This window comes from Burkholderia sp. HI4860, assembly GCF_002223045.2.
Classification (GTDB): Bacteria; Pseudomonadota; Gammaproteobacteria; order Burkholderiales; family Burkholderiaceae; genus Burkholderia.
Genome location: NZ_NKFO02000001.1, coordinates 1826553 through 1851119, shown reverse-complemented (window position 1 = coordinate 1851119; position 24567 = coordinate 1826553). Strand labels below are relative to the sequence as shown.

Below are 24567 nucleotides of genomic sequence, written 5' to 3'. Positions count from 1 at the left end.
GGGCCGCACCGGCTTGCATCACCCGGCGTCCGCTTCGCGCACCGCGCGTACGAACGCCGCCATCCGGGCGTGATCCTTCACGCCCTTCGCGCCCTCCACTTCGATGCCACTCGAGACATCGACAGCAAACGGGCGCAACTGGCGAATCGCATCACCGACGTTTTGCGCGCTCAAGCCACCACTCAAAACGGCCCGATGCGCGAGCTCTGCGGGAATAAGAGACCAATCGAAGACCTTGCCGCTACCACCGTAATCCGGCACCAGGGTGTCGAACAGGAGGCCGCGCGCTTTCGAATAATGAAGCCCCGATTCTACCAAATCGGCCGATTGCGTCGAGGGGCCCACGCGCACGGCGCGCAGCCACGGCAGGCGGGCCGCGCGGCCGAGTGCGTCGCACTGCTCGGGCGTCTCGTCGCCATGGAACTGCAGCAGCGTGAGCGGCACGTCGCGCACGACGGCCTCGATCTCGGCCTCGGTCGCGTTCACGAACAACCCGACCACCGACACGAACGGCGGCGCGAGGCGCGCGAGCTCCGCCGCCTGCGCGATCGACACCGCGCGGGGGCTCTTCGGATAGAACACGAGGCCGATCGCATCGGCGCCGAGCGCGGCCGCATGCAGCACGTCCTCGGGCTTCGACAGCCCGCACAGCTTGATGCGCGTGCGCGGCGGCAGGCCGGCCGCGGCAGGAGACGAGGAAGACACGGCGTGATCCGTCATGATTGCGGGTCCAGATCGGCCCAGACGCTGCTCCACGGCACACTGCCGAGCTGCGCGGGCGGGACGGCGAATTCCGCCGGGTAACCGACGTGGGCAAGATACAGCCCGTCGGCCATGAACGTGGGCGCCGCAAGCTTGCGGTCGCGCCCGGCCAGCACGTCGGCGAGCCAGTCGGCCGGATAGCGGCCGCGACCGACCGCGACGAGGCAGCCCATCAGGTTGCGCACCATGTGGTGCAGGAACGCGTTGGCGCGGAACCGGAAATGGATGAAATCGCCCACGCGCCGCACGTCGATCTGATACAGGTGTTTGACCGGCGTCTTCGACTGGCATTCCGACGACCGGAACGAAGAGAAATCATGCTCGCCGATCAGGTGCGCGGCAGCGGCGCGCATCGCGTCGTCGTCGAGCGGCGTATGGATCCAGCCCGCGCGCCCCGCCAGCATCGGCGAGCGCACCGGATGCACGTACAGCGTGTAGTAATAGGTGCGCTCGAACGCCGAGAAACGCGCGTGGAACGTATCGGGCATCGGCTTCGCCCATTGCACCGCCACGGTCGGCGGCAGGAACGCGTTGGTGCCGCGCACCCACGAAAAAACCTCCCGATCGAGGTCGGTATCGAAGTGCACGACCTGCCCGAGCCCGTGCACGCCCGTATCGGTCCGCCCGGCCACCGTCGTATGCAGCGGCACGCGCGCGAACTCCGCCAGTGCGTGCTCGAGCCGATCCTGCACGGTCTTGCCGTGCGGCTGCGCCTGCCAGCCGCAGAACGCCGCGCCGTCGTACTGGATGCCGAGCGCGATCCGCATCACGCCTCGTCCGCCAGTTTCGCGAGCAGCGCGCGCGCATCGTCGCGCGTCGCGGCGTCGTTCGCGTCGACCACTTCCTGCAGCAGTGTCCGCGCGCCGGACAGGTCGCCCAGCTCGACGTACTCGGACGCGAGGTCGAGCTTGTTGCGCGCAATGCGGGCGAGTTCGTCCGGCGTCAGCGCCGGCAACACGGCGCCCGGCGCGGACGGCAGGTCGAGATCGAAATCGAGCTTCAGCGCGCCGAACTGCGCGCCGCCGAGCGGCGGCAGTGACGACGTCGCAAACGGGCTGCCCGCCTGGCTTGGCGGTGTCGCTGCGTCCGGATCCCAATCGAACTCGTCGTCCTGGTCGGCCGGATGTTTCGGGGCCGGGTCGATCGAACCAATCGGGAGACGCTGGGCGGCTTGACCGTTAGTTGCGATTTCGTCGGTGTCGGACTGCCCTGCTTGCGCAGCCGGCTCATCCGCCGCCGGCGACGGCTCGTCCGGCGTGCGCGGCGGCAGCGGCATGTCGAGGCTGCTGAGCGCGCTGATCGCGTTCTGCATCAGCGCCGCATGCTGCGCTTCCGTGGCCGCGGGTGCGGCCGGCGTCTCCACCGACGTCGCTACCCGTGGCTCCGCCGACGTCTCGATCGGCGTCGCTGACGACGTTTCGATCGGCTCGGCATCGTGCGAAACCGGAGCCGTCTCGCTCGCGGGCGGTACTGCCGCGTGTGCGGTCGGCAACTCGGGCTGCTCGGCATGCGGCTTCGCCACATCCGACGACGACGACACCTCCGCATCCGGTGTCTCGACCGGCTCCGCCGCTGCGGCAGTCGCCGCGGCAAGGTTCAAGTCGGAAGCGGCATCACGCGCGACCGGCATCTCGGGCCGGATCGGCAGTTCCGGTTCGACGGACGGCGCGGCTTCGGCTTGCGCAGTGGCAGCCGCAGCCGCGACACCGCCCGCTGCCGTAGCGGCAGCCACCGTGTCCGTCCCCGCATCGTCCGTGCGGCGGCTCTTCCTGCGCTTGCGCCACGCGAAACCTGCGGCAAGGACGATCACGGCCGCACCGGCCACCGCGGCCGGACGCCAGTCCATCTGCTCGTGACTGCGCGCAGGTGTCACCACCGGCGCGACCGGCTGCGTGGGCGCCGATACCGATGCCGGCTCCACTGCGCTGGCAGCAACGCCGGATGCCGCTTCGCCCGCCGTCGACGCGGCCGCAGCCGCGGACGCGCCCGCCTCGTTCGCGACCGGAGGCGGCGCGACAGGTGCCGGCGCCGGCTTGACCTCGTTCGTCGTGGCCGGCTTGCCGATACCGTGCTTCTGCAATTCCATCAGCACGCGGTTCTTCAGCGCCAGCAGTTGCTGCAGGCTCGACGGCCGCGGCTGCGACGCGCCCGTGACAGGTGCCGCGCCAGCCGGTTCGTTCATACCCGGAACCTGGCTGCCCGACGCCGGCGGGATCACGGCACCGCTCGCGGACGACGGCACCGACTGGATCGTGCCGCTCCACACATGCGGACCGCTTGCACCGGCCACGGGTGCCGCCGGCTGCATGCTTTCCACAGCCGATGCGCCGTGAGCAGCCGAAGCACCGACCGATGCCGACGCGCCGGCGGCCGTCGCGACGCTCGCACCGCTGACAGGCGCCGCATGCACGGCCGGCGCCACCGGCGCGGATTGCACGGTCGACCCCGGATGCGGTGCGGACGCACCATGCTGCGCGACTGCCGTGCCGCCCGATGCGGCGGCGGGTGCGGACGCGGCAGTCGTACCGGACGCAGCGGACGCAGCGGATGCAGCAGATGCAGCAGCCGGCACGACTGCCGCGCCTGTCGCATCGAGCGCCGGCACGGTCAGCGTCGCGCCGACTTTCAGGCGGCTCGCGTCGCGCTTCATGAACGCCTGCGGATTGGCGTCGAACAGCGCGCGGCCGGCGCGCGCGAGCACGCCGGGATCGCGCGACTGCGTGGCCGCCTTCGCGATGTCGTTCAGCGACTGGCCCGGCTGGACCGTCACGGTAAGCGGCACTGCGCCGTCGGCAGCGGACGCGGGCAGTTCGCCGGTGCCGGCCGCCCAGGCCGATGCGGTTGCGCCGAGCGCCAGGATCGCCAGCGCGCCACGCACGGCGCGCGACAGACGGGACTGACGCGGAAACAAGGAAATTCGGGACATCGTTGGCTCTATCGCCGCGCGTGGGCGCGGCTCGGATTCGCGGTTGAAAGCGTCAATAAAGTTGCCGCAGAAATGCAAAAGCGTCGCGTGGAACGCGACGCTTTCGGCGGGTCTGTGCGTCGTAACCGCGTAGTTTACTTCACGTGATCAGGTTCGGGCCGAATTCATCGCCGACAGGTGCAACCGATTGCGTGCGCGCGTCGGGGCATCCGGCGATCGGGCCGCGTGGGTGTCCGGCTGCGCACGCTGCGACCCGCGCCCGCGATCGACCGGAAGTGTGCCTCTCTCGGATGCAAAACGATCCGGCCGCGTCGCCTGCCGAACCCACCCCACATGCCTTTGCTCACTCAACGATGCGATTCGTCCAACCCGAGGTCCCACACAGAACCACGACCGGGGAATCACGGCGGGTTGCTCAATAATTCGCGCCACTTGCCGTTAATGGATTAACCAGCACCAATCAAAATAAATCCAGCCGGCCATCCCCCCATTCAAATGAATTTCAATTGATCGATAAGAGGCCAATTCCCCTCTCTGATCGTCGAATTGAACACCCCCACCACCAAACCCCCGTCCCATAAGGCTTTCCAGCCTCGCCGCAGCTTCATTTCTCATACGAAATAGATCATTTCGACATTAATTCAATTTCATTACACAAAATTACACAGATCGAATAATTGCCGTCGCTAGGATCGTCTTCAAACAAGAATCGGCGCAGTTCGACCATCGCGCTCGCACCTGCGACAAAAGCGGGAACGCGGTCGGCCTGACTGACGCCGTGAGGTGCCAGGGAGGCATCGCGCAGTCGCACGACTGCATTTACTCACCAGCTCGTTACGGGGATCGAACATGGGCTATCAGCAGGGTTTGAGCGGGTTGGCCGGCGCGGCGAACCATCTCGACGTGATCGGCAACAACATCGCGAACGCAAACACGGTTGGCTACAAGCAGGGTCGCGCGAACTTCGCCGACATGTACGCGAACTCGGTCGCGACGTCGACCAACACGCAGATCGGCATCGGCACGCGGCTCACGTCGGTGCAGCAACAATTCGGCCAGGGGACGATCAACTCGACGAAGTCGTCGCTCGACATCGCGATCAATGGCAACGGCTTCTTCCAGATGTCGAACAACGGCGTGACGACGTACTCGCGTGACGGCGTATTCCACCGCGACAAGAGCGGCGCCATCGTCGACGCGCAGAACCGCAACCTGATGGGCTATGCGGCAGGGCCGGGCGGCGCGATCAACACCGCGGCGACCGTGCCGCTGCAAGCGCCGACCACCAACATCGCACCGCAGGCGACGACGAAGATCACCGGCCAGTTCAACCTGAACTCGCAGGACAAGGTGCCGGCCAAGACACCGTTCAACGCGGGCGACAACACCACGTACAACTACAATTCGTCGATCCAGGTGTACGACACGCTCGGTGGCTCGCAACAGGTGTCGATGTATTTCACGAAGAACGCGGCCGGCACCTGGCAGGCCTATGCGGGCGTGCAGGGCCAGACGCCGACGAATCTCGGCACCGTCACGTTCGACGCATCGGGCCGGATCAGCTCGACGACGTCGGCCGCAACCGGCCAGCCGACGCCGAGCCTCGGCCAGTTCGCGTTCTCGATCCCCAACGCGTCGGGCGGCGCCAATCCGCAAAACCTGACGCTCGACCTGACCGGCACGACGCAGTTCGGCGGGAAAAGCGGCGTGAACAACCTCGCACAAGATGGCTTCGCAAGCGGCACGCTGACGACGTTCTCGATCGGCACCGACGGCAAGCTCACCGGCAATTACTCGAACGGCCAGAGCGCGGTGCTCGGCCTGATCGCGCTCGCGAACTTCAACAACCCGAACGGGCTCGAGAACATCGGCGGCAACCAGTATGTGGAAACCACCGCGTCGGGCGTGCCGCAGATCTCCGCGCCGGGCAGCACGAACCACGGCACGCTGCAGGGAAGCGCGCTGGAAAACTCGAACGTCAACCTGACGACCGAGCTCGTGAACCTGATCAAGGCGCAGCGCGATTACCAGGCGAATGCGCAGACGATCAAGACGCAGCAGGCCGTCGACCAGACGCTCCTGAACATGCGCTGACCCGCACATGAAAAACGCGCCGCGCCCGCCTTGATATCGTCAAGGCAGACGCGGCGCGCAATCTCGTGCACCGCGGCCCGCGGATCGCGGGCCGGACACGCCACTTACTTGTCGAGCAGGATGCGCAGCATGCGGCGCAGCGGCTCGGCCGCGCCCCACAGCAGCTGGTCGCCGACCGTGAACGCCGACAGGTATTCACCGCCCATCGCGAGCTTGCGCAGGCGGCCGACCGGCACCGTCAGCGTGCCCGTGACGTTCGCCGGCGACAGGTCGCGCATCGACGCTTCACGCTCGTTCGGCACGACCTTCACCCAGTCGTTCGCCGACGCGAGGATGCCGTTGATCTCGTCGAGCGGCACGTCCTTGTTCAGCTTGATCGTCAGCGCCTGCGAGTGGCAGCGCATTGCGCCGATTCGCACGCACAGGCCGTCGACCGGGATCGAACCCGGTTCACCCATCGCCGGCTTGCCGAGGATCTTGTTGGTTTCCGCGCCGCCCTTCCACTCTTCCTTCGACATCCCGTTGCCGAGATCCTTGTCGATCCACGGAATCAGCGAACCGGCGAGCGGCACGCCGAAGTTGCTCGTCGGCATCGCGTCGCTGTTCATCGCGGCCAGCACGCGGCGGTCGATGTCGAGGATCGCGGAAGCCGGATCGGCGAGTTGCGCCTGAACCGCGCCGTTCAGCGTGCCCATCTGCGCCAGCAGTTCGCGCATGTTCTGCGCGCCCGCGCCCGATGCGGCCTGGTAGGTCATCGCCGTCATCCAGTCGACGAGGTTCTCGCGGAACAGGCCGCCGAGCGCCATCAGCATCAGGCTGACCGTGCAGTTGCCGCCGATGAAGTTCTTCTGGCCCTTGACGAGCGCGTCCTTGATCACGTCGAGGTTGACCGGATCGAGGATGATGACCGCGTCGTCCTTCATCCGCAGCGACGATGCCGCGTCGATCCAGTAGCCGTTCCAGCCGGCCGCGCGCAGCTTCGGGAACACGTCGTTCGTGTAGTCGCCGCCCTGGCACGTGATGATCACGTCGCACTTCTTCAGCTCGTCGACGTTGGTCGCGTCCTTGAGCGTAGTCTCGTTTTTCGCGAACGACGGCGCTTTGCCGCCCGTGTTGCTGGTGCTGAAAAACACCGGTTCGATCAGGTCGAAATCGCCCTCTTCCTGCATGCGCTGCATCAGGACGCTGCCGACCATGCCGCGCCAACCTACGAGACCTACGTTCATGACTAACCCTTTGATGGAGCTTCCCCGCCATTCCGTCCCCGGTGTGACCGCGCGGGGAAATAGGCGGGCACGACGGACGATCAGCGTTTAATGATCGTTTTCGTGGTAATGGTTTTCGTGATGACGATGGCGCGCGCACCCGCACGGGCTGTGTTGCCGTGGAGTTTCAAGACCGGGGAGATCAGGGAAAGATGCGCCATCGTTCGAGTCTACACAAAGCCGGTGGCCCGCACAACGGCCAACCGCATGCGAACCGGCCGATTTCGCGGCCTGTTCGCGCCCTTTCTACTTGGTCGCGTTACAGCGCCGCGACCACTGCGTCGCCCATCGCCGTCGTGCCGACCTGCTGGCAACCCGGCGTCGCGATATCGCCCGTGCGGTAGCCCTGTTCGAGCACCGTTTTCACCGCACGCTCGATGCGATCGGCCTGCTCCGCGCGATTCAGCGAGTAGCGCAGCATCATCGCGGCCGACAGGATCGTCGCGAGCGGGTTCGCGATGCCCTTGCCCGCGATGTCCGGCGCCGAACCGTGCGACGGCTCGTACAGGCCCTTGTTGTTCTTGTCGAGCGACGCCGACGGCAGCATGCCGATCGAGCCCGTCAGCATCGACGCTTCATCCGACAGGATGTCGCCGAACATGTTGCCCGTGACGATCACGTCGAACTGCTTCGGCGCCTTCGCGAGCTGCATCGCCGCGTTGTCGACGTACATGTGCGACAGCTCGACGTCCGCGTATTCCTTCGACACGTCGATCATGATGTCGCGCCAGAACTGCGACGTCTCGAGCACGTTCGCCTTGTCGACCGACAGCAGCTTCTTCGCGCGCTTGCGGGCCGCCTGGAACGCGACGTGCGCGATGCGGCGCACTTCCGGTTCCGAATAGCGCATCGTGTCGAAGCCTTCGCGTTCGCCCGCGAACAGGCCGTCCGGTGCAGCGCGCACGCCGCGCGGCTGGCCGAAGTAGATGTCGCCGTTCAGTTCGCGCACGATCAGGATGTCGAGGCCCGCGACCAGCTCGGGCTTCAGCGGCGACGCATCGACGAGCTGCGGATAGCAGATTGCCGGGCGGAAGTTCGCGAACAGCTCGAGGTGCTTGCGCAGCCCGAGGATCGCCTGCTCGGGGCGCAGCGCGCGTTCGAGCGAGTCGTACTTCCAGTCGCCCACGGCGCCGAACAGGATCGCGTCGGCTTCCTTCGCGAGCGTCAGCGTCGCGTCGGGCAGCGGATGGCCGCTCGCCTCGTAGCCCGCGCCGCCGACCGGCGCCTGTTCGAGTTCGAACTTCTCGTCGAGTGCGTTCAGCACCTTCACGGCTTCATTGACGATTTCCGGACCGATGCCGTCGCCGGGCAGCACTGCAATCTTCATGCGAAATTCCTGACTGGGTAGGTTTTTATGGAGGCAGGCCGGCGAACGCGCCGCCGGCGCGCCCGCCCGAAAGGCGATCTCAGCCGACCAGCTTGGTGTTGAGCCACGGCTGCTTCACGAGGCGCTCGGCCTCGAACTGGCGGATCTTGTCCGCGTGGCGCAGCGTGAGGCCGATGTCGTCGTAGCCGTTCAGCAGGCAGTACTTGCGGAACGCGGCGATCTCGAACGGATACTCGCGGCCGTCACCCGTGCGCACGACCTGCGCGTCGAGGTCGACCGTGACTTCGAAGCCGTTGAACGCGACCGTCTCGTTGAACAGGTGATCGACCTGCTGCTCGGTCAGCACGATCGGCAGCAGGCCGTTCTTGTAGCAGTTGTTGAAGAAAATATCGGCGAAGCTCGGCGCGATGATCGCGCGGAAGCCGTACTGCTGCAGCGCCCACGGGGCGTGCTCGCGCGAGCTGCCGCAGCCGAAGTTCTTGCGTGCGAGCAGCACGGATGCGCCCTGGTAGCGCGGCTGGTTCAGCACGAAGTCGGGATTCAGCGGACGCTTCGAGTTGTCCTGGCCCGGCTCGCCGTGATCGAGATAACGCCATTCGTCGAACGCGTTCGGACCGAAGCCGGTGCGCTTGATCGACTTCAGGAACTGCTTCGGGATGATCGCGTCGGTGTCGACGTTCTCGCGATCGAGCGGCGCCACGACGCCGGTATGCACTGTGAATTTTTCCATGATCCGTCTATCCGGTTGAAGGGCCGGCGTTCAGCCGGCGCACATCGACAAATTCTCGGTGGGGGCCGTCACTCCGCGGCGCGCTTCAGCGCGCTGCCGGCAGCGTTGACGTCCTGCCCGAAGCCCTGGACGGTATTGCAGCCCGCGAGGCCGAAACCCAGCCCCGCCAGCGCCAGCGCGGCAACCAGCCGCGCAATGACCTTCGATGCCGTCATGCGTTACCCCAGCTGGCGAATGTCGACGAAATGGCCTTCGATCGCCGCGGCTGCCGCCATCGCGGGGCTCACGAGGTGCGTGCGACCGCCCGCGCCCTGCCGGCCTTCGAAGTTGCGGTTCGACGTCGATGCGCAGCGCTCGCCCGGCTCGAGCCGGTCGGCATTCATCGCGAGGCACATCGAGCAGCCCGGCTCGCGCCATTCGAAGCCGGCGTCCGTGAACACCTTGTCGAGCCCTTCGCGCTCGGCCTGCGCCTTCACGAGGCCCGAGCCCGGCACGACCATCGCGAGCCGCACGTTCGACGCGACGCGACGGTTCAGCTTCTTCACGACATACGCGGCTGCGCGGATGTCCTCGATTCGCGCGTTCGTGCACGAGCCGATGAAGATCTTGTCGACCTTGATCGATTCGATCGGCGTGTTCGGCTCGAGCGCCATGTACGCCAGCGCACGCTCCATCGCATCGCGCTTGACCGGATCCTTCTCGCGCTCGGGATCGGGCACGCGGCCGTCGATCGACGTGACCATTTCCGGCGACGTGCCCCACGTGACCTGCGGGACGATCTCGGCTGCGTTCAGCTCGACCACGCGATCGAACTGCGCGCCGTCGTCCGACTTGAACTGGCGCCAGTATTCGACGGCCTGGTCCCATTCCGCGCCGGTCGGCACGAACGGGCGGCCCTTCAGGTAGTCGATCGTCGTGTCGTCCACCGCCACCATGCCGGCGCGCGCGCCAGCCTCGATCGCCATGTTGCAGACGGTCATGCGGCCTTCCATCGTCAGCGCGCGGATCGTCGAGCCGCCGAATTCGATCGCGTAGCCGGTGCCGCCGGCCGTGCCGATCTTGCCGATGATCGCGAGCACGATGTCCTTCGCGGTACAGCCGCGCGGCAGCGTGCCCTCGACCTTCACGAGCATGTTCTTGCTCTTCTTCTGCAGCAGGGTTTGCGTGGCGAGCACGTGCTCGACTTCCGACGTGCCGATGCCGTGCGCGAGCGCACCGAATGCGCCGTGCGTCGACGTATGCGAATCGCCGCACACGATCGTCATGCCCGGCAGCGTCGCGCCCTGTTCCGGCCCGATGATGTGGACGATGCCCTGGCGCACGTCGTTCATCTTGAACTGCGTGATGCCGAACGCATCGCAGTTCGCGTCGAGCGTGTCGACCTGGAGCTTCGAGACGGGATCGGCGATGCCGTGGCTGCGATCGGTGGTCGGCACGTTGTGGTCCGACACGGCCAGGTTCGCGCTGATGCGCCACACCGGACGCTGCGCCATCTTCAGCCCTTCGAACGCCTGCGGGCTCGTGACTTCATGCAGCAGCTGACGGTCGATGTAGAGCAGGGTCGTGCCGTCTTCCTCGGTGTGGACCACGTGGGTGTTCCACAGTTTGTCGTAGAGAGTCTGTGCCATGGGTATGCGGGGTCGTTGTGACTACAAGCCTTGCGGATGTGATCGATTATGCCACGCAAAGTCGGCCCATGGAGTACCACGATAACGAAAAAAGTGAATAAAAACAGTGAGTTGGGTGGTACACGCGATACCCGGATAAGCATTACCCGGCAACGCGGACACCACGGCGCGGTGGCCCCGGCCGCCACCGCGCTGCGCATGTCACGGCGACACGCGAAAGGACATGACGGTCCCGGAATGGAAGAGATTGATGAACGAGAGATGTTCCGCGAAGGTCCGGCAGCGTCAGCCGTTCGGGTATTCGCGGTTGATCAGGTCGAGCCGCAGCATGCCCAGTTGCACGCCGACGTTGCTCAGCAGGTAGAGATCGCGGCGCCGCAATGCCGGCATCTGCGCGGACGCGTCGTAAAGCGACGGCAGCGTAAGGCCCGCCGGCACCGCGGCCTGCATCCCCGCGGCATTCGACATGCGCACGACAAGCGACGCCTGATCCGCATGGGTGACGACACCGACGTTGCCGAGTGCCGAAGCCGAGCCGACCTGCTTGACGATCGCGGCGACGACGCCGTCGGGCGTCGGTATCGGGCTGCCGGCGGCCGGGGTCGGGGTCGCGATGGTCGTCACGCCGGCCGTCAGCCCGTATTTCGACGCGAGCACGCTCGCGACTTCCTGCTGCGCGAAGATCCGCACGGCAACCTTCTGGTGCAGCAGGAACACGGCGTCGGCAATCGCCTCGTTCACCGGGCCCGGCACCGCCGCAGCGCGACTGCCGAAGCTGAAGGCGGCAATCGTGTTGATGGCCGTGTTCGGGACGGTCGGCGGCAGCCACGAGAAAAACGGGTCGAACAGGTAGCCAGTCTCGTCGGCGGCGGCTGCGCGGTCGTTCAGTTCGTTGGTCAGCTTGCCGAGCATCTGGCGTTGGAGTTCGGCGTCTGAAACAGGCGCGTCGTTCGCGAAGGCCGGCGCACTGGCGGCGCCGGTCGCGGCCAGCGCGGAAGCGGAAACGGAAGCGAGAAAATGGCGGCGGGTCTGCATGGTCATCGGAATCGGGAAAGAGAAAATGCGTCAGCCCTTCGGGAACGCCTGCATCGTCGCGCCGATCGCACGGCCGAGCATCTGCGCATACATGTCGTGCACGAGGTAGAGGCTGCGGTTACGCGTCCACGGCTGGCCCGACTGCGGGTCGTAAAGCGTCGGCAACGACACCTCGGCAACCGCGGCCGCCTTCATGCCCGCCTGTTGCGAGGTCTGGATGCAGCGCTTCGCGTGATCCCGATGACCCACCACCGCGACGCTGCCCATCGCGGCCGCGCCGCCCGCGCGCGACACGGCCTCGGCGGCCACACCCGCCGTACTCAGGTACACGATCGTGCCGTCGCTCGCGATCACGGGCTCGATCGACGACAGCACGTCGGCGCCCATCCCGTATTTCGACACGAGAAAGCGCGCAATCTCCCACTGCGCGTAGACCTTGACCGGTTTCAGTTGCCGAATACGGTAGACGGCGTCCGCGAGCGCTTCGTTGACGGGCCCCGGATCGGGCAGCGCGGACTGGTTGCCGCCCGTGCTCGACGTATTGCCGCTTGCCGCGTTCGGGCGATTGCCGAAGCTGTATGCGACGATCGCGCCGATTTGCGCGGCCGGCACCGTCGGCAGGTCCCACGTGAAGCCGACATCGGTCAGCGCAGGCACGATCGCGTTGACCGTCGTCGCGTCGCCGAGCTGCGCGTTGAGCTTCGCGGACATCTGCGCGGCCAGCGCCGCATCGGTCACGGGTGCCGACGTGACGTCGTCACCGCCGCATGCGCTCAACCACGGCGCCACGGCAACCGCGGGGGCGGCAGCCAGGAATTTTCTGCGTAAAGAAGCCGACGGGGTTCGATTCATGAGAAATACGAAATGATGCGAGCAACGCCGGCAGCCGATCACGACGTTGCAAATCGCGGGTTCACGGGAATGACAACCTGATGCGTCGCGCGGTTGGGCGATGAATGGCAGGGGCGACGCTCGAATCGAATCGCTGCGCATCGGTCGATCGACGATGCGAGATCGTAGTGGGCGTTTATTAAATCGCGGTGAACCTGTCGATCGAATGCGGACGATCGTCACGCTGATTCATCGATGGACGCACGCGTTTCATCCATGGCGAGCATGTCCGGCCACCGTTTCATCGGTGGCGAGCGACGTGATTCGCTTGCCTCGTCGCGCGCTGCACATCGCGCTCCTGATTTCGAGATACGATGGCGCAACGCGCACGCTCCCACGATCCAGACCTGGAGCCCTCCCCATGAAGCTCGGCCTGAATGAATCGCTCGCCCACCTCGACGAACAAGGCACGCTGTTCACGACGCTGTTTCGCCACGGCACGCTGGACGTCGAGCTGTACCGGCCGCGCATCGACGACAAGCAGAAGCCGCATACGCGCGACGAGGTCTACGCGATCGCCACGGGCACGTCGCGCTTCGTCGTCGACGGACGCGAATGCGAAATCGCGGCCGGCGACGTGCTGTTCGTCCCGGCACACGCCGAGCACCGCTTCATCGGCTTCTCCGACGACTTCTCGACGTGGGTGTTCTTCTACGGCCCCGAAGGCGGCGAGCGCGGCGCGTAACGCATGTACGACGCACGCGGCACTTTTCCTGCGATCGCCTAGACTGTCTATTCGCAGCGGGTGGCGCGCGACGCGTGGCCGCCCGGTCGTCACGATGCCGGCAACAGCCGGTTCAACGAACGGGAAGACAGCATGCGATACGAACTGTATTACTGGCCCGAGATCCAGGGCCGGGGCGAGTACGTGCGGCTCGCGCTCGAAGCGGCCGAAGCCGACTATGTCGACGTCGCGCGTGAATCGGGGCGCGGCATGGGCGTGCCGGCCATGATGCGGATGATGGACAGCTCGAAGGCGGAATGCGTGCCGTTCGCGCCGCCGTTCCTGAAGGCCGGCGACGTCGTCATCGGGCAGACCGCGAACATCCTGCTGTTTCTCGGCGCGCGGCTGGGGCTCGCGCCCGACGACGAAGCCGGCCGGCTGTGGGTGCACCAGCTTCAGTTGACCGTCGCCGATTTCGTCACCGAGATCCACGACACGCACCATCCGATCGCAAGCGGCCTTTACTACGAGGATCAGCAGGCGGAAGCCGCCGAGCGTGCCGCCGATTTCCTCGAAAACCGGCTGCCGAAATTCCTCGGATACTTCGAGCGTGTGCTCGAACAGAATCCGCACAAGAGCGGCTACCTCGCCGGCAACGCACTCAGCTATGCGGACCTGTCGATGTTCCAGTTGATCGAGGGCCTGCGCTACGCGTTTCCGAAAGCGATGAAGCGTGCGGAGCGGCAGATCGCGGCGCTGGTTGCACTGCACGACCGCGTTGCACTGCATCCGCCTGTCGCGTTCTATCTCGAGTCGGACCGCCGCATCCCGTTCAACGACATGGGCATCTTCCGGCACTATCCCGAACTGGACAAGTAACGCCGGCACGGGATGCGCATCGCTTCCCTCATGCAGGGCAGCGGATGCGCCCTGCTCACGCGGCGACCGGCGTCTCGTGCAGATGACGCCGCACGCCAGCCGCACGCATCGGAGCCGGCCGGACAAAACATGCCGGCTCCCGTTTCGCGCTTTCCGTACCAGGCAGTCAGTGCGACTGCCCGCGCTGCGTGGCCGCGGCATCGACGGCTTCGACCGAACGCGTCAGCCACGGCCCGATGTCCATCTCCTCGTAGCGCACGAGCCGGCTCTTGCGCGCACGGCGATACGCCCACCAGATCGCGACGAACAGCGGAATCCACACGTAGATCGACAGCACTTCCATCCAGTCGATGCGGGCCGCGAAGAACGCCTGGTAATCCTGCCCGAGCGAAATCACGATGCAGATCGCGATCGCGAACAGCGGCCCGAACGGGAACCATTTCGCGCGGTACGGCAACTGATCGAGCCGGTAGCCCTGCTTCAGGAAGCCCTTGCGGAACCGGTAATGGCAGACCGCGATGCCGAGCCACGCGATGAAACCGGTGATGCCGACCGTATTCAGCAGCCACAGATAGATGCTCTGGTTGTTGGCCAGCGACGTGAGGAAGCACAGCCCGCCGACGGCCATCGTCGCGTACAGCGCGTTGCGCGGCACACCGCCCGGCGACAGCGTCGCGAACATCGCCGGCGCGCGCCCTTCCGCCGCGAGGTTGTACAGCATCCGCGTGGCCGCGTAAGTCCCGGAATTACCGGCCGACAGTACGGCCGTGAGGATCACGAGATTCATCGCGCCGGCCGCGAGCCGGAAACCCGCGTGGCTGAACACCAGCGTGAACGGGCTCACGCCGATGTCGGTGACGTCGCTCTTCAGCAGGTTCGGATCCGTGTACGGCACCAGCAGCCCGATCACGAAGATCGCGAACACGTAGAACAGCATGATCCGCCAGAAGATCTGTTTCACCGCACGCGGGATCGTCTTGCGCGGGTTTTCCGATTCGCCGGCCGTGATCCCGACCAGCTCGGTGCCGAGAAACGAGAAGCCCGCGATCAGCGCGACGCTCATCATCGCGTGCACGCCGCCGACGAACGGCGCATCGCCCGTCGTGAAGTTGCGCAAGCCGACCGGATGCCCGTTCCCGATCAGGCCGGCGGCGATCAGCAGCCCGGCCGCGATGAACGCGACCACGGTGACCACCTTGATCAGCGAGAACCAGTATTCCGATTCGCCGAAACCGCGCACCGACAGCGTATTCAGCAGGAAGATCAGCACGAGGAAACCCGCGCCCCACCAGATGCCGGGCAGGGTTGGAAACCAGTAGCGCATCACGATCTGCGCGGCGACCAGCTCGATCGCGATCGTCACGGCCCAGCTGTACCAGTAGGTCCAGCCGAGCGCGACGCCGAAGCCTTCGTCGACGTACTTCTCGCCGTAGATCGCGAACGAGCCCGATACCGGCATCAGCGCGGCCATTTCGCCGAGGCCGGTGACGACGAAGTACACCATCAGCCCGATCGCGATATACGCGGCGATCGCCCCGCCCGGCCCCGCTTGCGCGACCGACGCCCCCGACGCGACGAACAGCCCCGTGCCGATCGAGCCGCCGATCGCGATCATCGCGATGTGGCGGCCCTGCAGACGGCGTTTCAGCGTCGTCCCGGACGGTGCGGCCGTCTCCGCTGCCGCTTGCAAAGCATCCATAGTGTTCACCCTGATAGGATTCAGGCCCGACGATTTGATTCGGAATGCAAATCGTCAGGCCGGGTCATTCGCGTCGAAGCCGGTCCTTCCCGGCCGCATCACACGACGCTGCGCTTGATCGCCTGCAGTTCGGCCGTCGTCACGATCTTCTCGATCCGGAACCGCGAGCTTTCCAGCCACAGGTTCGCGATCCGCCGGTACTCGTCGAGATCCTCGCACGCGAGCCGCACGAGAAAATCGAACGTGCCGCTGACGAGCCAGCAATCGAGCACGGCCGGATTCGCCCGCATTTCGTCCTCGAACGGCGCCTGCGAACGCCCGTGGTCGGCCAGCGTGATCTGCGCGATCACGACGATCGGCTTGGTCGCGCGCGGCGCCTTGATCACCGCGCGGTACCCTTCGATCACCCCAAGCGCCTCGAGCCGCTCCACGCGCGCCTGGCACGGCCGCGGCGTGAGGTTCACGAGTTCGGACAGCTTCCGGTAGGAAATTCGCCCGTCGGTGCGCAGGATGTCGAGGATCCGGAGATCGATCTTGTCGAGCTGCATCTTCTTGTCGGTCATCCGCGTTCGCTCCGGTCGGGTCGTGGCTGGTGCGCGGAACGTCTCCGGTTCCGCGCGGGGGCCACATTATCCGGCCGAAGCGGCCGCGCGCCAATCGGCTAGAACCGCAGCGACAGGCAGGTCAGGCCGCCGTCCATCTTGCGGAATTCGCTCGTATCGATCACGTGCAGCGGCAGCCCGAGCGACGCGATCTTGTCGTGCACGCGCGGGTAGCCGGCCGGGGTGATCAGCGTGCCGTTCACGCGCAGCGTGTTGCCCGCGTATTCGTCGGCGGCCGAGATCGCGATCCGGCGATAGTCGGCGAAGGCCGGATGCGCGGCCAGCGATTCGGTGACGAGCAGCGTGTCGTCGCCGAGCGCGTTGACGACCGACTTGAGATGCAGGCCGGCGCCCACCGGCACCGCGACGACCGAGTAGCCGTAGCGCGACACGAGCGACTCGAACGCGGCGATGCCTTCGGCGTCGGTGCGGCCCGTCAGGCCGATGTAGAAGCGCTTGCCGACCTGCATCACGTCACCGCCGTCGAGCCGGCCGTCCTGCATCGGCAGCAGGTCGCGATGCGCGGCCAGCGCCGCTTCGATGTGCACCGTCTCGCCCCGCCGCGCCGGCGCACCGGGGCGCGTGATCACCGCGAATTCCGGCGTCACGACCGCGGTGTCCTCGACGAAGTGCGAATCGGGGAATGCCTCCAGCGGCGGCAGTTCGGTCAGCGCGACGCCGAGCGTGCGCAGTGCTTCGCAGTAAGCGTGGAACTGGGTGAGCGTCTTGTCGTAATCGGGCGCGCCGAGCTCGGCGGTGGTCAGGCCCGCGCCACAGGACGGTGCGGGGCGGCGAACGATCGCTTGCGTGAATTGCATCGACTCCTCCATGGTCAGCGCCGCACCCGTGCTTCACACGGGGCGGCTGCGTTGTGTCCGGACCATTATCGGAAGCCAAATTGCGCAATTCGCGTCGATTTCGGCTGCGCCGGCAGCCGATTACGTCGAATTGCGCGCGGCGCGCAGCCGATTCGGCAGCCCGCCGTGCGCCGCCCGGCGAGCCGCCGCCTTCTTATGCGGGATGCTTGCTACACGCCCGCCCCGAACCCCATCTGCGAACGGCCGAGCGCCGTGAGATCGCCCTCCCCGCCCCGTCCGTCGAATTCGACCTCGAAATGATCGGCCGGGAAATCGGGCGGGCTCTCGCCGCGCAGGAACGCAGCGTGCTGGCGCTGCAGGTACGCGTCGTTCTTCGCGCAACCGGGCGCGGCCGCGATGTACATCACGTTGCTGTCGCCGCTGCCGCGGTGCGCATCCTCGACCGCATGCACGACGTCGCCGTGCCAGAACACCGCATCGCCCGGCTCCATGTGCGGGATCGGCACCAGCGCGTCGAGCAGCAGCGCGTGCCATTCGGGCCGGATCGACAGCGCGCGGCCCGGGCGCGCGCCGCACAGGTCGTCGTCGGCCACGTCGTCCTGCAGCGCACGCAGCACGACGTAGGCCATCGCGTTCGCCACCGGGATCAACTGCAGCGTGCCGTCGCCGGGCCCCTGCGGCGTCAGTGCGGTCCAGCCCTGGAACGTGCGGAACATCGAGCACACGGCCGGCGACGGAATCTCCTCGACGTCGGGACGGAACGCCGCATCGTACGGGTCGTAATCGCGCCAGCGGCCGGCCAGCACGTGACGGTAGACCTTGCGGAAATTCGCGCCGAGCCAGCGTTCGACGGAACCGCCGTCGACATGCGGCGACAGCCCGAGCGACGTCGAGCCGGGCGGGCGGCGACGAATCCGGTCCGCATAGGCCGGCACCTGGTCGGGATCGAAGTGCGTGCGGCCGCCGTCCGCGTGCCGCCAGAGCCGGTTCAGGAACACGCGCGCCTGGGTCAGGGCCGGCGACTGGCGCGCAGCCACCTGCGGCTTCGACCAGTAGACGCCGTAGATCTGCGGCTTGCCCGACGCGAGATTGCCGAAATAGCGGTCCTCGGCACGTGCGTGTAGCCGGTCGGTGAAGCGGTTCGCGTCCAGGTAGGCACCGATATCGTCGTTCCAGTCGCGCGCCTGCTGCGCATCGAATACGCCACGGATCACGACCGCGCCATGCGTGCGGATCGCGGCAACCGCATGCGGATCGACGCTCCCTCTCACGATGTCCGCAAACGGCACCACCGGAATCACGTCATGGCCATGCGCATGCGCATGCCGAATCGCGTCGACCTGCCGCGCAATATCGCCCTCCAGTTCGCGGAACGTGGCCGCATAACCGGGCAGGTCGGCGCGCAGCGCCCTTTTCGCGTCGCGAATCGCGGCAGGCAGGTCGTCAATCGTCAGTTGCATCGTGGTCTCCTCGCTGACAGGTGTGGTGATGTGCTGTCAGCGTACGGCCGGCGCGCGGTCGCGATTACCACTATCCGGCCAACTATCGATACAATCCTGACAACCGGGCGTCACGCCGGACGATGACAGACCACGCACAGCTTGTTGCCGTCCGGATCGCGGAAATAGGCGCCGTAGTAGTCGCGGTGATAGTCCGGCCGCAGGCCCGGCGGCCCTTCGCAAGTGCCGCCGTGGCGTAGCGCGAGCGCGTGGCAGCGATCGACGTGCGCGCGGGTCGGCGCAACGAACGCGATCGTGTGGCCGTTGCCCGGCTCGGGCGCGCGGCCGTCGAGCGGGTGGCCGAAGAAGAACAGCGGCCGGTCGGTGTCGGCCGGCATCCAGCCCGACCAGCCGTCCGGCTCGCGGAATTTCAGGCGCAGCCCGAGTTCCGCGAACAGCGGCGCGTAGAAATCGTAGGCGCGCGCGGTGTCGGCCACCCCCACGCAAACATGTGAAAACATGGCATCGCTCCGTCGTGACGATCGCTCACGATCATGCCACGGCGCGATGCCGGCGCTCCCCCGGAGGCCGCAATGAAACCGCAGTACGAGCACGTTACGTTCGCCCCCGGCTGTTCGATCCGCGTCTATCACCGCCAGCTCGCGCGCATCCCGTTCGAATGGCATCGCCATCCCGAGTACGAACTGACGCTGACGCTCAACAGCCGCGGCCGGCGCTTCATCGGCGATCACGTCGCGCACTACGCGGACGACGACCTGGTGCTCGTGCCGCCCAACCTGCCGCATACGTGGTCGTCGAATGCACGCATCGATCGCGATGCGCCTGAAGTCGCGCTCGTCATCTGGTTCGACGGCGACTGGGCACGGCGTCTGGCCGACTGTTGCCCCGAATACGCGCCGCTGCGCTCACTGCTGCGGCGTGCCGCACCGGGCCTGCGCTTCGACACGGACGCGGCCCGCGCGATGCGCGCACGGCTGCCGCAGTTGCTCGATCCGTCGCCGCGCACACGGCTCGCCGCCGCGCTCGACACGCTCGTCGATCTCGCGGAAGCCGGCGGCGAACCGCTTGCCACCGCGCACGCGTACGAGCGCACCGACGGCACGACACGCCAAACCGACGCAGCCGCCCCCGAAGCGGAACGCCTCGACCGCGTGCTCGACGCGATCGACCGGCACTTCCACGAGCCGTTACGCATCGACGCACTCGCCGCCACCGCGCACATGTCCGAACGCACGTTGCAGCGCCTGTTCGTCCGGCATCTCGGCGAAAGCGTCGGCCGCTACGTGCAGCGGTTGCGGCTCGCGCACGCGTGCCGTCATCTCGTCGGCACCGACTGGCCGATCGCGACCGTGGCCGCGCGCTGCGGCATTCCGAATGCCGCGAACTTCAACCGCCAGTTCCTCGCCGCACGCGGGATGACGCCGGGCGCATACCGGCAGTTCTTCGTGCAGCACGGCCACGCGCCCGATCACGACGCGCCCGCACTCGACACGCGGCCGCCGTCGCTGGAACGCCACGCGGGTCGGAGCGAACCGCGGCCGCCCAAATGAAAACACCCCGACGGGATGACCCGTCGGGGTGTCGTGGCGTTGCGATCGCCCGACGCGAGCGGCCTGCCGGCCGTTCGCGCCGCGCACGACTTAACGTGCGTTGAGCGGCTTCGCTTCGCGCGGCGTATCGCCGATGAACAGCTGGCGCGGACGGCCGATCTTCTGTTCCGGATCGCCGATCATTTCGTTCCACTGTGCGATCCAGCCGACCGTACGTGCCATCGCGAAGATACACGTGAACATCGACGTCGGGATGCCCAGCGCGCGCTGGACGATGCCCGAGTAGAAGTCGACGTTCGGGTACAGCTTGCGCGACACGAAGTATTCGTCTTCCAGCGCGATCTTCTCGAGCTGCATCGCGAGCTTGAACAGGGGGTCGTCGTGCAGGCCCAGTTCGTTCAGCACTTCGTAGCACGTTTCGCGCATCAGCTTCGCACGCGGGTCGTAGTTCTTGTACACGCGGTGACCGAAGCCCATCAGCTTCACGCCCGAATTCTTGTCCTTCACCTGCTTGATGAATTCGGGGATGTTGTCCGGCGAACCGATCTGCTCGAGCATGTTCAGCGCGGCTTCGTTCGCACCACCGTGCGCCGGGCCCCACAGACAGGCGATACCGGCAGCGATACACGCGAACGGGTTCGCGCCCGACGAGCCGGCCAGGCGGACGGTCGACGTCGATGCGTTCTGCTCGTGGTCGGCGTGCAGGATCAGGATACGGTCGAGTGCGCGGACGAGTACGTCGTTGACCTTGTACTCTTCGCACGGGTTCGAGAACATCATGTGCATGAAGTTCGCGCTGTACGACAGCGAGTTCTTCGGATACACGAACGGCTGGCCGATGCTGTACTTGTACGCCATCGCGACGAGCGTCGGCAGCTTCGCGATCATGCGGATCGCCGACACTTCACGGTGACGCGGATCGTTGATGTCGAGCGAGTCGTGGTAGAACGCCGACAGCGCGCCGACTGCAGCGACCAGGATCGCCATCGGGTGCGCGTCGCGACGGAAGCCACGGAAGAAGAAGTGCATCTGCTCGTGCACCATCGTGTGCTTCGTGACGGTGTCGACGAATTCCTTCTTTTGCGCTGCGTTCGGCAGTTCGCCCTTCAGCAGCAGGTAGCAGCTTTCGAGGAAGTCCGCGTTTTGCGCGAGGTTGTCGATCGGGTAGCCGCGGTACAGCAGCTCGCCCTTGTCGCCGTCGATGTACGTGATCGCCGAATTACAAGCTGCCGTCGACATGAAGCCCGGGTCGTACGTGAACTTGCCGGTCTGGCCGTACAGCTTGCGGATGTCGATCACGTCCGGGCCCATCGTGCCCTTGTAGATCGGCAGTTCGACGCTCGGCGAGTTGTCGCTGAACGATAGCGTGGCTTTAACATCAGACGGAGTCATGGCACATCCTCAATCGAAATAAAGAAACGGGATTCGATAACGGGCACAGCGTGTTACACCTGGGCGTTACACGTTGCGCAGCATCTCCAACAGCCGGTGAATATCCGGGCTGTCTAGGTCGCCTTCTGGTTCCTTGCGCGCGAGGAGCAAGTCCATCAGGTCGTTGTCGCTCAGATCGAGCAGGCGCGACAACGCGCCTACGTCTGCATCGGTGAGGTCATGCTCGTATCTGCTGAAGAAACGCTCGAAAATGATGTCGTTCTCCAGCAGACCCCGCCGCGCACGCCAGCGAAGGCGTGCGCGACGGTGCGGGTCGGATTGATGCGAATCGCTCATCTCGACCTTAAACAGCGCGCCGAACCATCAGTTCCTTGATCTTGCCGATCGCCTTCGTCGGGTTCAGGCCCTTCGGGCAAACGTCGACGCAGTTCATGATCGTGTGGCAACGGAACAGACGGTACGGGTCTTCCAGGTTGTCGAGACGCTCGCCGGTGGCCGTGTCGCGGCTGTCCGCGATGAAGCGGTAAGCCTGCAGCAGGCCGGCCGGGCCGACGAACTTGTCCGGGTTCCACCAGAAGCTCGGGCACGACGTCGAGCAGCTCGCGCACAGAATGCACTCGTACACGCCGTCGAGCTCGTCGCGCTCTTCCGGAGACTGGAGGCGTTCCTTCTCCGGCGGCGGCGCGTCGTTGATCAGGTACGGCTTGATCGAGTGGTACTGGTTGAAGAAGTGCGTCATGTCGACGATCAGGTCACGCACGACGGGCAGGCCCGGCAGCGGACGCAGCACGATCTTCTGCGGCAGGTCGTTCAGGTTCGTCAGGCACGCGAGACCGTTCTTGCCGTTGATGTTCATCGCGTCCGAACCGCACACGCCTTCACGGCACGAACGGCGGAACGACAGCGTCTCGTCCACGGCCTTCAGCTTGACCAGTGCGTCGAGCAGCATGCGCTCGTGCTCGAGCTCCAGCTCGTACGTCTGCATGCGCGGCGCTGCGTCCTTGTCCGGATCGTAGCGGTAGACTTCAAAAATGCGTTTTGCCATTTCGGATTCCTTTGACTCGGCTTAGAACGTGCGCGGCTTCGGCGGCACGGATTCGACCGTCAGCGGCTTCATTTGAACCGGCTTGTAGTCGAGGCGATCGCCGTCGCTGTACCACAGCGTGTGGCGCAGCCAGTTCTCGTCGTCGCGGTGTTCGTAGTCGCTGTGCGCGTGTGCGCCACGGCTTTCCTTGCGTGCTTCCGCCGACACCATCGTTGCGCGAGCAACTTCGATCAGGTTCTCCAGCTCGAGCGCTTCGACGCGCGCGGTGTTGAACACCTTCGACTTGTCCTTCAGGTGGATGTTTTCCACGCGTGCCTTCAGGCCGGCCATCTGGTCGACGCCTTCCTTCAGCAGTTCCGACGTGCGGAACACGCCTGCGTGCTTCTGCATCGTCGAGCGGATGTCGTTCGCGACGTCCTGCGTGTATTCACCCGAGCTCGACTTGTCGAGCTTCGCCAGGCGCGCCAGCGAGAATTCGCCTGCATCGGCCGGCAGCGGCTTGTGTTCCTTCTGGTTCTTCACGTGCTCGACGATGTGGTTGCCGGCCGCACGGCCGAACACCACGAGGTCCAGCAGCGAGTTCGTGCCGAGGCGGTTCGCGCCGTGCACGGACACGCACGAGCATTCGCCCACTGCGTAGAAACCGTTGACCGGATCCTTGTGACCGCGCGACGTGCCGACGACCTGGCCGTGGATGTTGGTCGGGATGCCGCCCATCTGGTAGTGGATCGTCGGGACGACCGGGATCGGTTCCTTGATCGCGTCGACGTTCGCGAACTTCAGCGCGATTTCGCGGATCGACGGCAGACGCTTCATGATCGTCTCGGCGCCGATGTGCGACAGGTCGAGCAGCACGTGATCCTTGTTCGGACCCACGCCGCGGCCTTCCTTGATTTCCTGGTCCATCGAACGCGACACGAAGTCACGCGGCGCCAGATCCTTCAGCGTCGGCGCATAGCGCTCCATGAAGCGCTCGCCGTTCGCGTTGCGCAGGATACCGCCTTCGCCGCGCACGCCTTCGGTGATCAGCACGCCCGCGCCGGCCACGCCGGTCGGGTGGAACTGCCAGAACTCCATGTCCTGCAGCGCGATGCCCGAACGCGCAGCCATGCCGAGGCCGTCGCCGGTGTTGATGAACGCGTTGGTCGATGCCGCGAAGATCCGGCCTGCGCCGCCCGTCGCGAACAGCGTCGTCTTGCCTTCCATGATGTAGACGTCACCCGTCTCCATCTCGAGGGCCGTCACGCCGAGCACGTCGCCTTCCGCGTCGCGGATCAGGTCGAGCGCCATCCATTCGACGAAGAACTGCGTCTTCGCTTCGACGTTCTGCTGGTACAGCGTGTGCAGCAGCGCGTGACCGGTACGGTCGGCGGCCGCGCAGGCGCGCTGGACCGGCTTCTCGCCGTAGTTCGCGGTGTGGCCGCCGAACGGGCGCTGGTAGATCGTGCCGTCCGCGTTACGGTCGAACGGCATGCCGAAGTGTTCGAGTTCGTACACGACGTTCGGCGCTTCACGGCACATGAATTCGATCGCGTCCTGGTCGCCGAGCCAGTCGGAGCCCTTGATCGTGTCGTAGAAGTGGAAGTGCCAGTTGTCTTCGCTCATGTTGCCGAGCGACGCACCGATACCGCCCTGCGCGGCCACCGTGTGCGAACGGGTCGGGAACACCTTCGACAGCACGCCGACCGACAGGCCCGCGCGCGACAGTTGCAGCGCTGCGCGCAAGCCGGAGCCGCCCGCGCCGACGATCACCACATCGAACTTGCGGCGCGGGAGATTAGTTTTGATTGCAGCCATTCT

Annotated in this window: 25 protein-coding genes; 4 read left to right on the top strand and 21 right to left on the bottom strand. The window is 66.1% G+C overall.

Translation table 11 applies throughout. The features are described 5' to 3' along the window. Window positions 1-18: 18 nt before the first annotated feature. The 4 genes from CFB34_RS08265 to CFB34_RS08250 all read right to left on the bottom strand — a co-directional run bounded on the left by CFB34_RS08265 (window position 19) and on the right by CFB34_RS08250 (window position 4499). Window positions 19-720, bottom strand: coding sequence for a phosphoribosylanthranilate isomerase (locus CFB34_RS08265; protein WP_089442929.1), 702 nt, complete (start codon window positions 718-720; stop codon window positions 19-21). Further along, window positions 717-1529: a tRNA pseudouridine(38-40) synthase TruA gene (gene truA / locus CFB34_RS08260; protein WP_179243709.1), complete on the bottom strand. Its 813-nt coding sequence runs from the start codon at window positions 1527-1529 to the stop codon at window positions 717-719. The genes CFB34_RS08265 and truA overlap by 4 nt, the downstream gene beginning before the upstream one ends. Next, window positions 1529-3688, bottom strand: coding sequence for a FimV/HubP family polar landmark protein (locus tag CFB34_RS08255; RefSeq protein ID WP_089442931.1), 2160 nt, complete (start codon window positions 3686-3688; stop codon window positions 1529-1531). The genes truA and CFB34_RS08255 overlap by 1 nt, the downstream gene beginning before the upstream one ends. A gap of 625 nt (window positions 3689-4313) precedes the next feature. Continuing rightward, window positions 4314-4499 (bottom strand): hypothetical protein, encoded by a 186-nt coding sequence (locus CFB34_RS08250; protein WP_143329524.1) that lies wholly within the window; start codon window positions 4497-4499, stop codon window positions 4314-4316. Between the two features lie 38 nt (window positions 4500-4537). On the opposite strand from CFB34_RS08250, the gene flgE reads away from it, so the two are divergent. Next, window positions 4538-5782, top strand: a complete 1245-nt coding sequence (gene flgE, locus CFB34_RS08245; RefSeq protein WP_089442932.1) for a flagellar hook protein FlgE — start codon at window positions 4538-4540, stop codon at window positions 5780-5782. Window positions 5783-5886: 104 nt separating this feature from the next. Here flgE and asd read toward each other — a convergent pair whose 3' ends face one another. The 8 genes from asd to CFB34_RS08210 form a co-directional block, all read right to left on the bottom strand. After that, window positions 5887-7008 (bottom strand): aspartate-semialdehyde dehydrogenase, encoded by a 1122-nt coding sequence (asd, locus tag CFB34_RS08240; RefSeq protein ID WP_069251145.1) that lies wholly within the window; start codon window positions 7006-7008, stop codon window positions 5887-5889. A gap of 80 nt (window positions 7009-7088) precedes the next feature. Continuing rightward, window positions 7089-7208 (bottom strand): hypothetical protein, encoded by a 120-nt coding sequence (locus CFB34_RS39180; protein WP_047850271.1) that lies wholly within the window; start codon window positions 7206-7208, stop codon window positions 7089-7091. A 98-nt stretch (window positions 7209-7306) separates the two neighbouring features. Beyond that, window positions 7307-8374 carry a 3-isopropylmalate dehydrogenase gene (gene leuB / locus CFB34_RS08235; protein WP_089432401.1) on the bottom strand — a complete coding sequence of 356 codons (1068 nt, stop codon included), beginning with the start codon at window positions 8372-8374 and terminating at the stop codon, window positions 7307-7309. A 79-nt stretch (window positions 8375-8453) separates the two neighbouring features. Then, window positions 8454-9104 carry a 3-isopropylmalate dehydratase small subunit gene (gene leuD / locus CFB34_RS08230; protein ID WP_089442933.1) on the bottom strand — a complete coding sequence of 217 codons (651 nt, stop codon included), beginning with the start codon at window positions 9102-9104 and terminating at the stop codon, window positions 8454-8456. Between the two features lie 68 nt (window positions 9105-9172). After that, window positions 9173-9319: an entericidin A/B family lipoprotein gene (locus CFB34_RS08225; RefSeq protein WP_089442934.1), complete on the bottom strand. Its 147-nt coding sequence runs from the start codon at window positions 9317-9319 to the stop codon at window positions 9173-9175. Between the two features lie 3 nt (window positions 9320-9322). Further along, window positions 9323-10732 (bottom strand): 3-isopropylmalate dehydratase large subunit, encoded by a 1410-nt coding sequence (leuC, locus tag CFB34_RS08220; RefSeq protein WP_039358286.1) that lies wholly within the window; start codon window positions 10730-10732, stop codon window positions 9323-9325. Window positions 10733-11017: 285 nt separating this feature from the next. Then, window positions 11018-11767, bottom strand: coding sequence for a Tat pathway signal protein (locus tag CFB34_RS08215; RefSeq protein ID WP_089443370.1), 750 nt, complete (start codon window positions 11765-11767; stop codon window positions 11018-11020). A gap of 30 nt (window positions 11768-11797) precedes the next feature. After that, on the bottom strand, window positions 11798-12619 hold the full coding sequence (locus tag CFB34_RS08210; protein WP_089442935.1) for a hypothetical protein: 822 nt from the start codon (window positions 12617-12619) through the stop codon (window positions 11798-11800). A 400-nt stretch (window positions 12620-13019) separates the two neighbouring features. On the opposite strand from CFB34_RS08210, the gene CFB34_RS08205 reads away from it, so the two are divergent. Both CFB34_RS08205 and CFB34_RS08200 read left to right on the top strand, forming a co-directional pair. Continuing rightward, on the top strand, window positions 13020-13343 hold the full coding sequence (locus CFB34_RS08205; RefSeq protein WP_089442936.1) for a cupin domain-containing protein: 324 nt from the start codon (window positions 13020-13022) through the stop codon (window positions 13341-13343). 132 nt (window positions 13344-13475) lie between these two features. Continuing rightward, on the top strand, window positions 13476-14201 hold the full coding sequence (locus CFB34_RS08200) for a glutathione S-transferase (RefSeq protein WP_089443371.1): 726 nt from the start codon (window positions 13476-13478) through the stop codon (window positions 14199-14201). 166 nt (window positions 14202-14367) lie between these two features. On the opposite strand, the gene CFB34_RS08195 is transcribed toward CFB34_RS08200, so the two are convergent. From CFB34_RS08195 to CFB34_RS08175, 5 genes are all read right to left on the bottom strand, one after another. Further along, the gene (locus CFB34_RS08195; RefSeq protein ID WP_089442937.1) at window positions 14368-15900 is read right to left on the bottom strand and encodes an amino acid permease; all 1533 of its coding nucleotides are present in this window, start codon (window positions 15898-15900) and stop codon (window positions 14368-14370) included. A gap of 98 nt (window positions 15901-15998) precedes the next feature. Further along, window positions 15999-16463 carry an Lrp/AsnC family transcriptional regulator gene (locus tag CFB34_RS08190; RefSeq protein ID WP_089442938.1) on the bottom strand — a complete coding sequence of 155 codons (465 nt, stop codon included), beginning with the start codon at window positions 16461-16463 and terminating at the stop codon, window positions 15999-16001. A gap of 98 nt (window positions 16464-16561) precedes the next feature. Continuing rightward, window positions 16562-17320 carry an arginine deiminase family protein gene (locus tag CFB34_RS08185; protein ID WP_089442939.1) on the bottom strand — a complete coding sequence of 253 codons (759 nt, stop codon included), beginning with the start codon at window positions 17318-17320 and terminating at the stop codon, window positions 16562-16564. Window positions 17321-17529: 209 nt separating this feature from the next. Beyond that, window positions 17530-18780 carry a DUF1479 domain-containing protein gene (locus CFB34_RS08180; RefSeq protein WP_089442940.1) on the bottom strand — a complete coding sequence of 417 codons (1251 nt, stop codon included), beginning with the start codon at window positions 18778-18780 and terminating at the stop codon, window positions 17530-17532. Window positions 18781-18890: 110 nt separating this feature from the next. After that, on the bottom strand, window positions 18891-19280 hold the full coding sequence (locus tag CFB34_RS08175; RefSeq protein ID WP_089442941.1) for a VOC family protein: 390 nt from the start codon (window positions 19278-19280) through the stop codon (window positions 18891-18893). 72 nt (window positions 19281-19352) lie between these two features. Here CFB34_RS08175 and CFB34_RS08170 point away from each other — a divergent pair, with 72 nt between their 5' ends. After that, window positions 19353-20330, top strand: a complete 978-nt coding sequence (locus CFB34_RS08170) for an AraC family transcriptional regulator (protein ID WP_089442942.1) — start codon at window positions 19353-19355, stop codon at window positions 20328-20330. A gap of 90 nt (window positions 20331-20420) precedes the next feature. On the opposite strand, the gene gltA is transcribed toward CFB34_RS08170, so the two are convergent. From gltA to sdhA, 4 genes are all read right to left on the bottom strand, one after another. Further along, entirely contained in the window at window positions 20421-21722 is a 1302-nt protein-coding gene (gltA, locus tag CFB34_RS08165) for a citrate synthase (RefSeq protein WP_011355741.1), read from the bottom strand. Between the two features lie 66 nt (window positions 21723-21788). After that, the gene (locus CFB34_RS08160) at window positions 21789-22058 is read right to left on the bottom strand and encodes a succinate dehydrogenase assembly factor 2 (RefSeq protein WP_039358259.1); all 270 of its coding nucleotides are present in this window, start codon (window positions 22056-22058) and stop codon (window positions 21789-21791) included. Between the two features lie 7 nt (window positions 22059-22065). Continuing rightward, a complete protein-coding gene (locus CFB34_RS08155; RefSeq protein WP_011355743.1) occupies window positions 22066-22767 on the bottom strand; it encodes a succinate dehydrogenase iron-sulfur subunit in 702 nt (233 codons plus the stop codon). Window positions 22768-22788: 21 nt separating this feature from the next. Next, a complete protein-coding gene (gene sdhA / locus CFB34_RS08150) occupies window positions 22789-24564 on the bottom strand; it encodes a succinate dehydrogenase flavoprotein subunit (protein ID WP_089442943.1) in 1776 nt (591 codons plus the stop codon). Window positions 24565-24567: the final 3 nt, after the last annotated feature.

Bases quoted from the DNA above. Each gene is read 5' to 3' on its own strand.
- CFB34_RS08265 (WP_089442929.1), bottom strand. From the start codon at position 720: ATGACGGATCACGCCGTGTCTTCCTCGTCTCCTGCCGCGGCCGGCCTG.
- truA (WP_179243709.1), bottom strand. From the start codon at position 1,529: ATGCGGATCGCGCTCGGCATCCAGTACGACGGCGCGGCGTTCTGCGGC.
- CFB34_RS08255 (WP_089442931.1), bottom strand. From the start codon at position 3,688: ATGTCCCGAATTTCCTTGTTTCCGCGTCAGTCCCGTCTGTCGCGCGCC.
- flgE (WP_089442932.1), top strand. From the start codon at position 4,538: ATGGGCTATCAGCAGGGTTTGAGCGGGTTGGCCGGCGCGGCGAACCAT.
- asd (WP_069251145.1), bottom strand. From the start codon at position 7,008: ATGAACGTAGGTCTCGTAGGTTGGCGCGGCATGGTCGGCAGCGTCCTG.
- CFB34_RS39180 (WP_047850271.1), bottom strand. From the start codon at position 7,208: ATGGCGCATCTTTCCCTGATCTCCCCGGTCTTGAAACTCCACGGCAAC.
- leuB (WP_089432401.1), bottom strand. From the start codon at position 8,374: ATGAAGATTGCAGTGCTGCCCGGCGACGGCATCGGTCCGGAAATCGTC.
- leuD (WP_089442933.1), bottom strand. From the start codon at position 9,104: ATGGAAAAATTCACAGTGCATACCGGCGTCGTGGCGCCGCTCGATCGC.
- CFB34_RS08225 (WP_089442934.1), bottom strand. From the start codon at position 9,319: ATGACGGCATCGAAGGTCATTGCGCGGCTGGTTGCCGCGCTGGCGCTG.
- leuC (WP_039358286.1), bottom strand. From the start codon at position 10,732: ATGGCACAGACTCTCTACGACAAACTGTGGAACACCCACGTGGTCCAC.
- CFB34_RS08215 (WP_089443370.1), bottom strand. From the start codon at position 11,767: ATGCAGACCCGCCGCCATTTTCTCGCTTCCGTTTCCGCTTCCGCGCTG.
- CFB34_RS08210 (WP_089442935.1), bottom strand. From the start codon at position 12,619: ATGAATCGAACCCCGTCGGCTTCTTTACGCAGAAAATTCCTGGCTGCC.
- CFB34_RS08205 (WP_089442936.1), top strand. From the start codon at position 13,020: ATGAAGCTCGGCCTGAATGAATCGCTCGCCCACCTCGACGAACAAGGC.
- CFB34_RS08200 (WP_089443371.1), top strand. From the start codon at position 13,476: ATGCGATACGAACTGTATTACTGGCCCGAGATCCAGGGCCGGGGCGAG.
- CFB34_RS08195 (WP_089442937.1), bottom strand. From the start codon at position 15,900: ATGGATGCTTTGCAAGCGGCAGCGGAGACGGCCGCACCGTCCGGGACG.
- CFB34_RS08190 (WP_089442938.1), bottom strand. From the start codon at position 16,463: ATGACCGACAAGAAGATGCAGCTCGACAAGATCGATCTCCGGATCCTC.
- CFB34_RS08185 (WP_089442939.1), bottom strand. From the start codon at position 17,320: ATGCAATTCACGCAAGCGATCGTTCGCCGCCCCGCACCGTCCTGTGGC.
- CFB34_RS08180 (WP_089442940.1), bottom strand. From the start codon at position 18,780: ATGCAACTGACGATTGACGACCTGCCTGCCGCGATTCGCGACGCGAAA.
- CFB34_RS08175 (WP_089442941.1), bottom strand. From the start codon at position 19,280: ATGTTTTCACATGTTTGCGTGGGGGTGGCCGACACCGCGCGCGCCTAC.
- CFB34_RS08170 (WP_089442942.1), top strand. From the start codon at position 19,353: ATGAAACCGCAGTACGAGCACGTTACGTTCGCCCCCGGCTGTTCGATC.
- gltA (WP_011355741.1), bottom strand. From the start codon at position 21,722: ATGACTCCGTCTGATGTTAAAGCCACGCTATCGTTCAGCGACAACTCG.
- CFB34_RS08160 (WP_039358259.1), bottom strand. From the start codon at position 22,058: ATGAGCGATTCGCATCAATCCGACCCGCACCGTCGCGCACGCCTTCGC.
- CFB34_RS08155 (WP_011355743.1), bottom strand. From the start codon at position 22,767: ATGGCAAAACGCATTTTTGAAGTCTACCGCTACGATCCGGACAAGGAC.
- sdhA (WP_089442943.1), bottom strand. From the start codon at position 24,564: ATGGCTGCAATCAAAACTAATCTCCCGCGCCGCAAGTTCGATGTGGTG.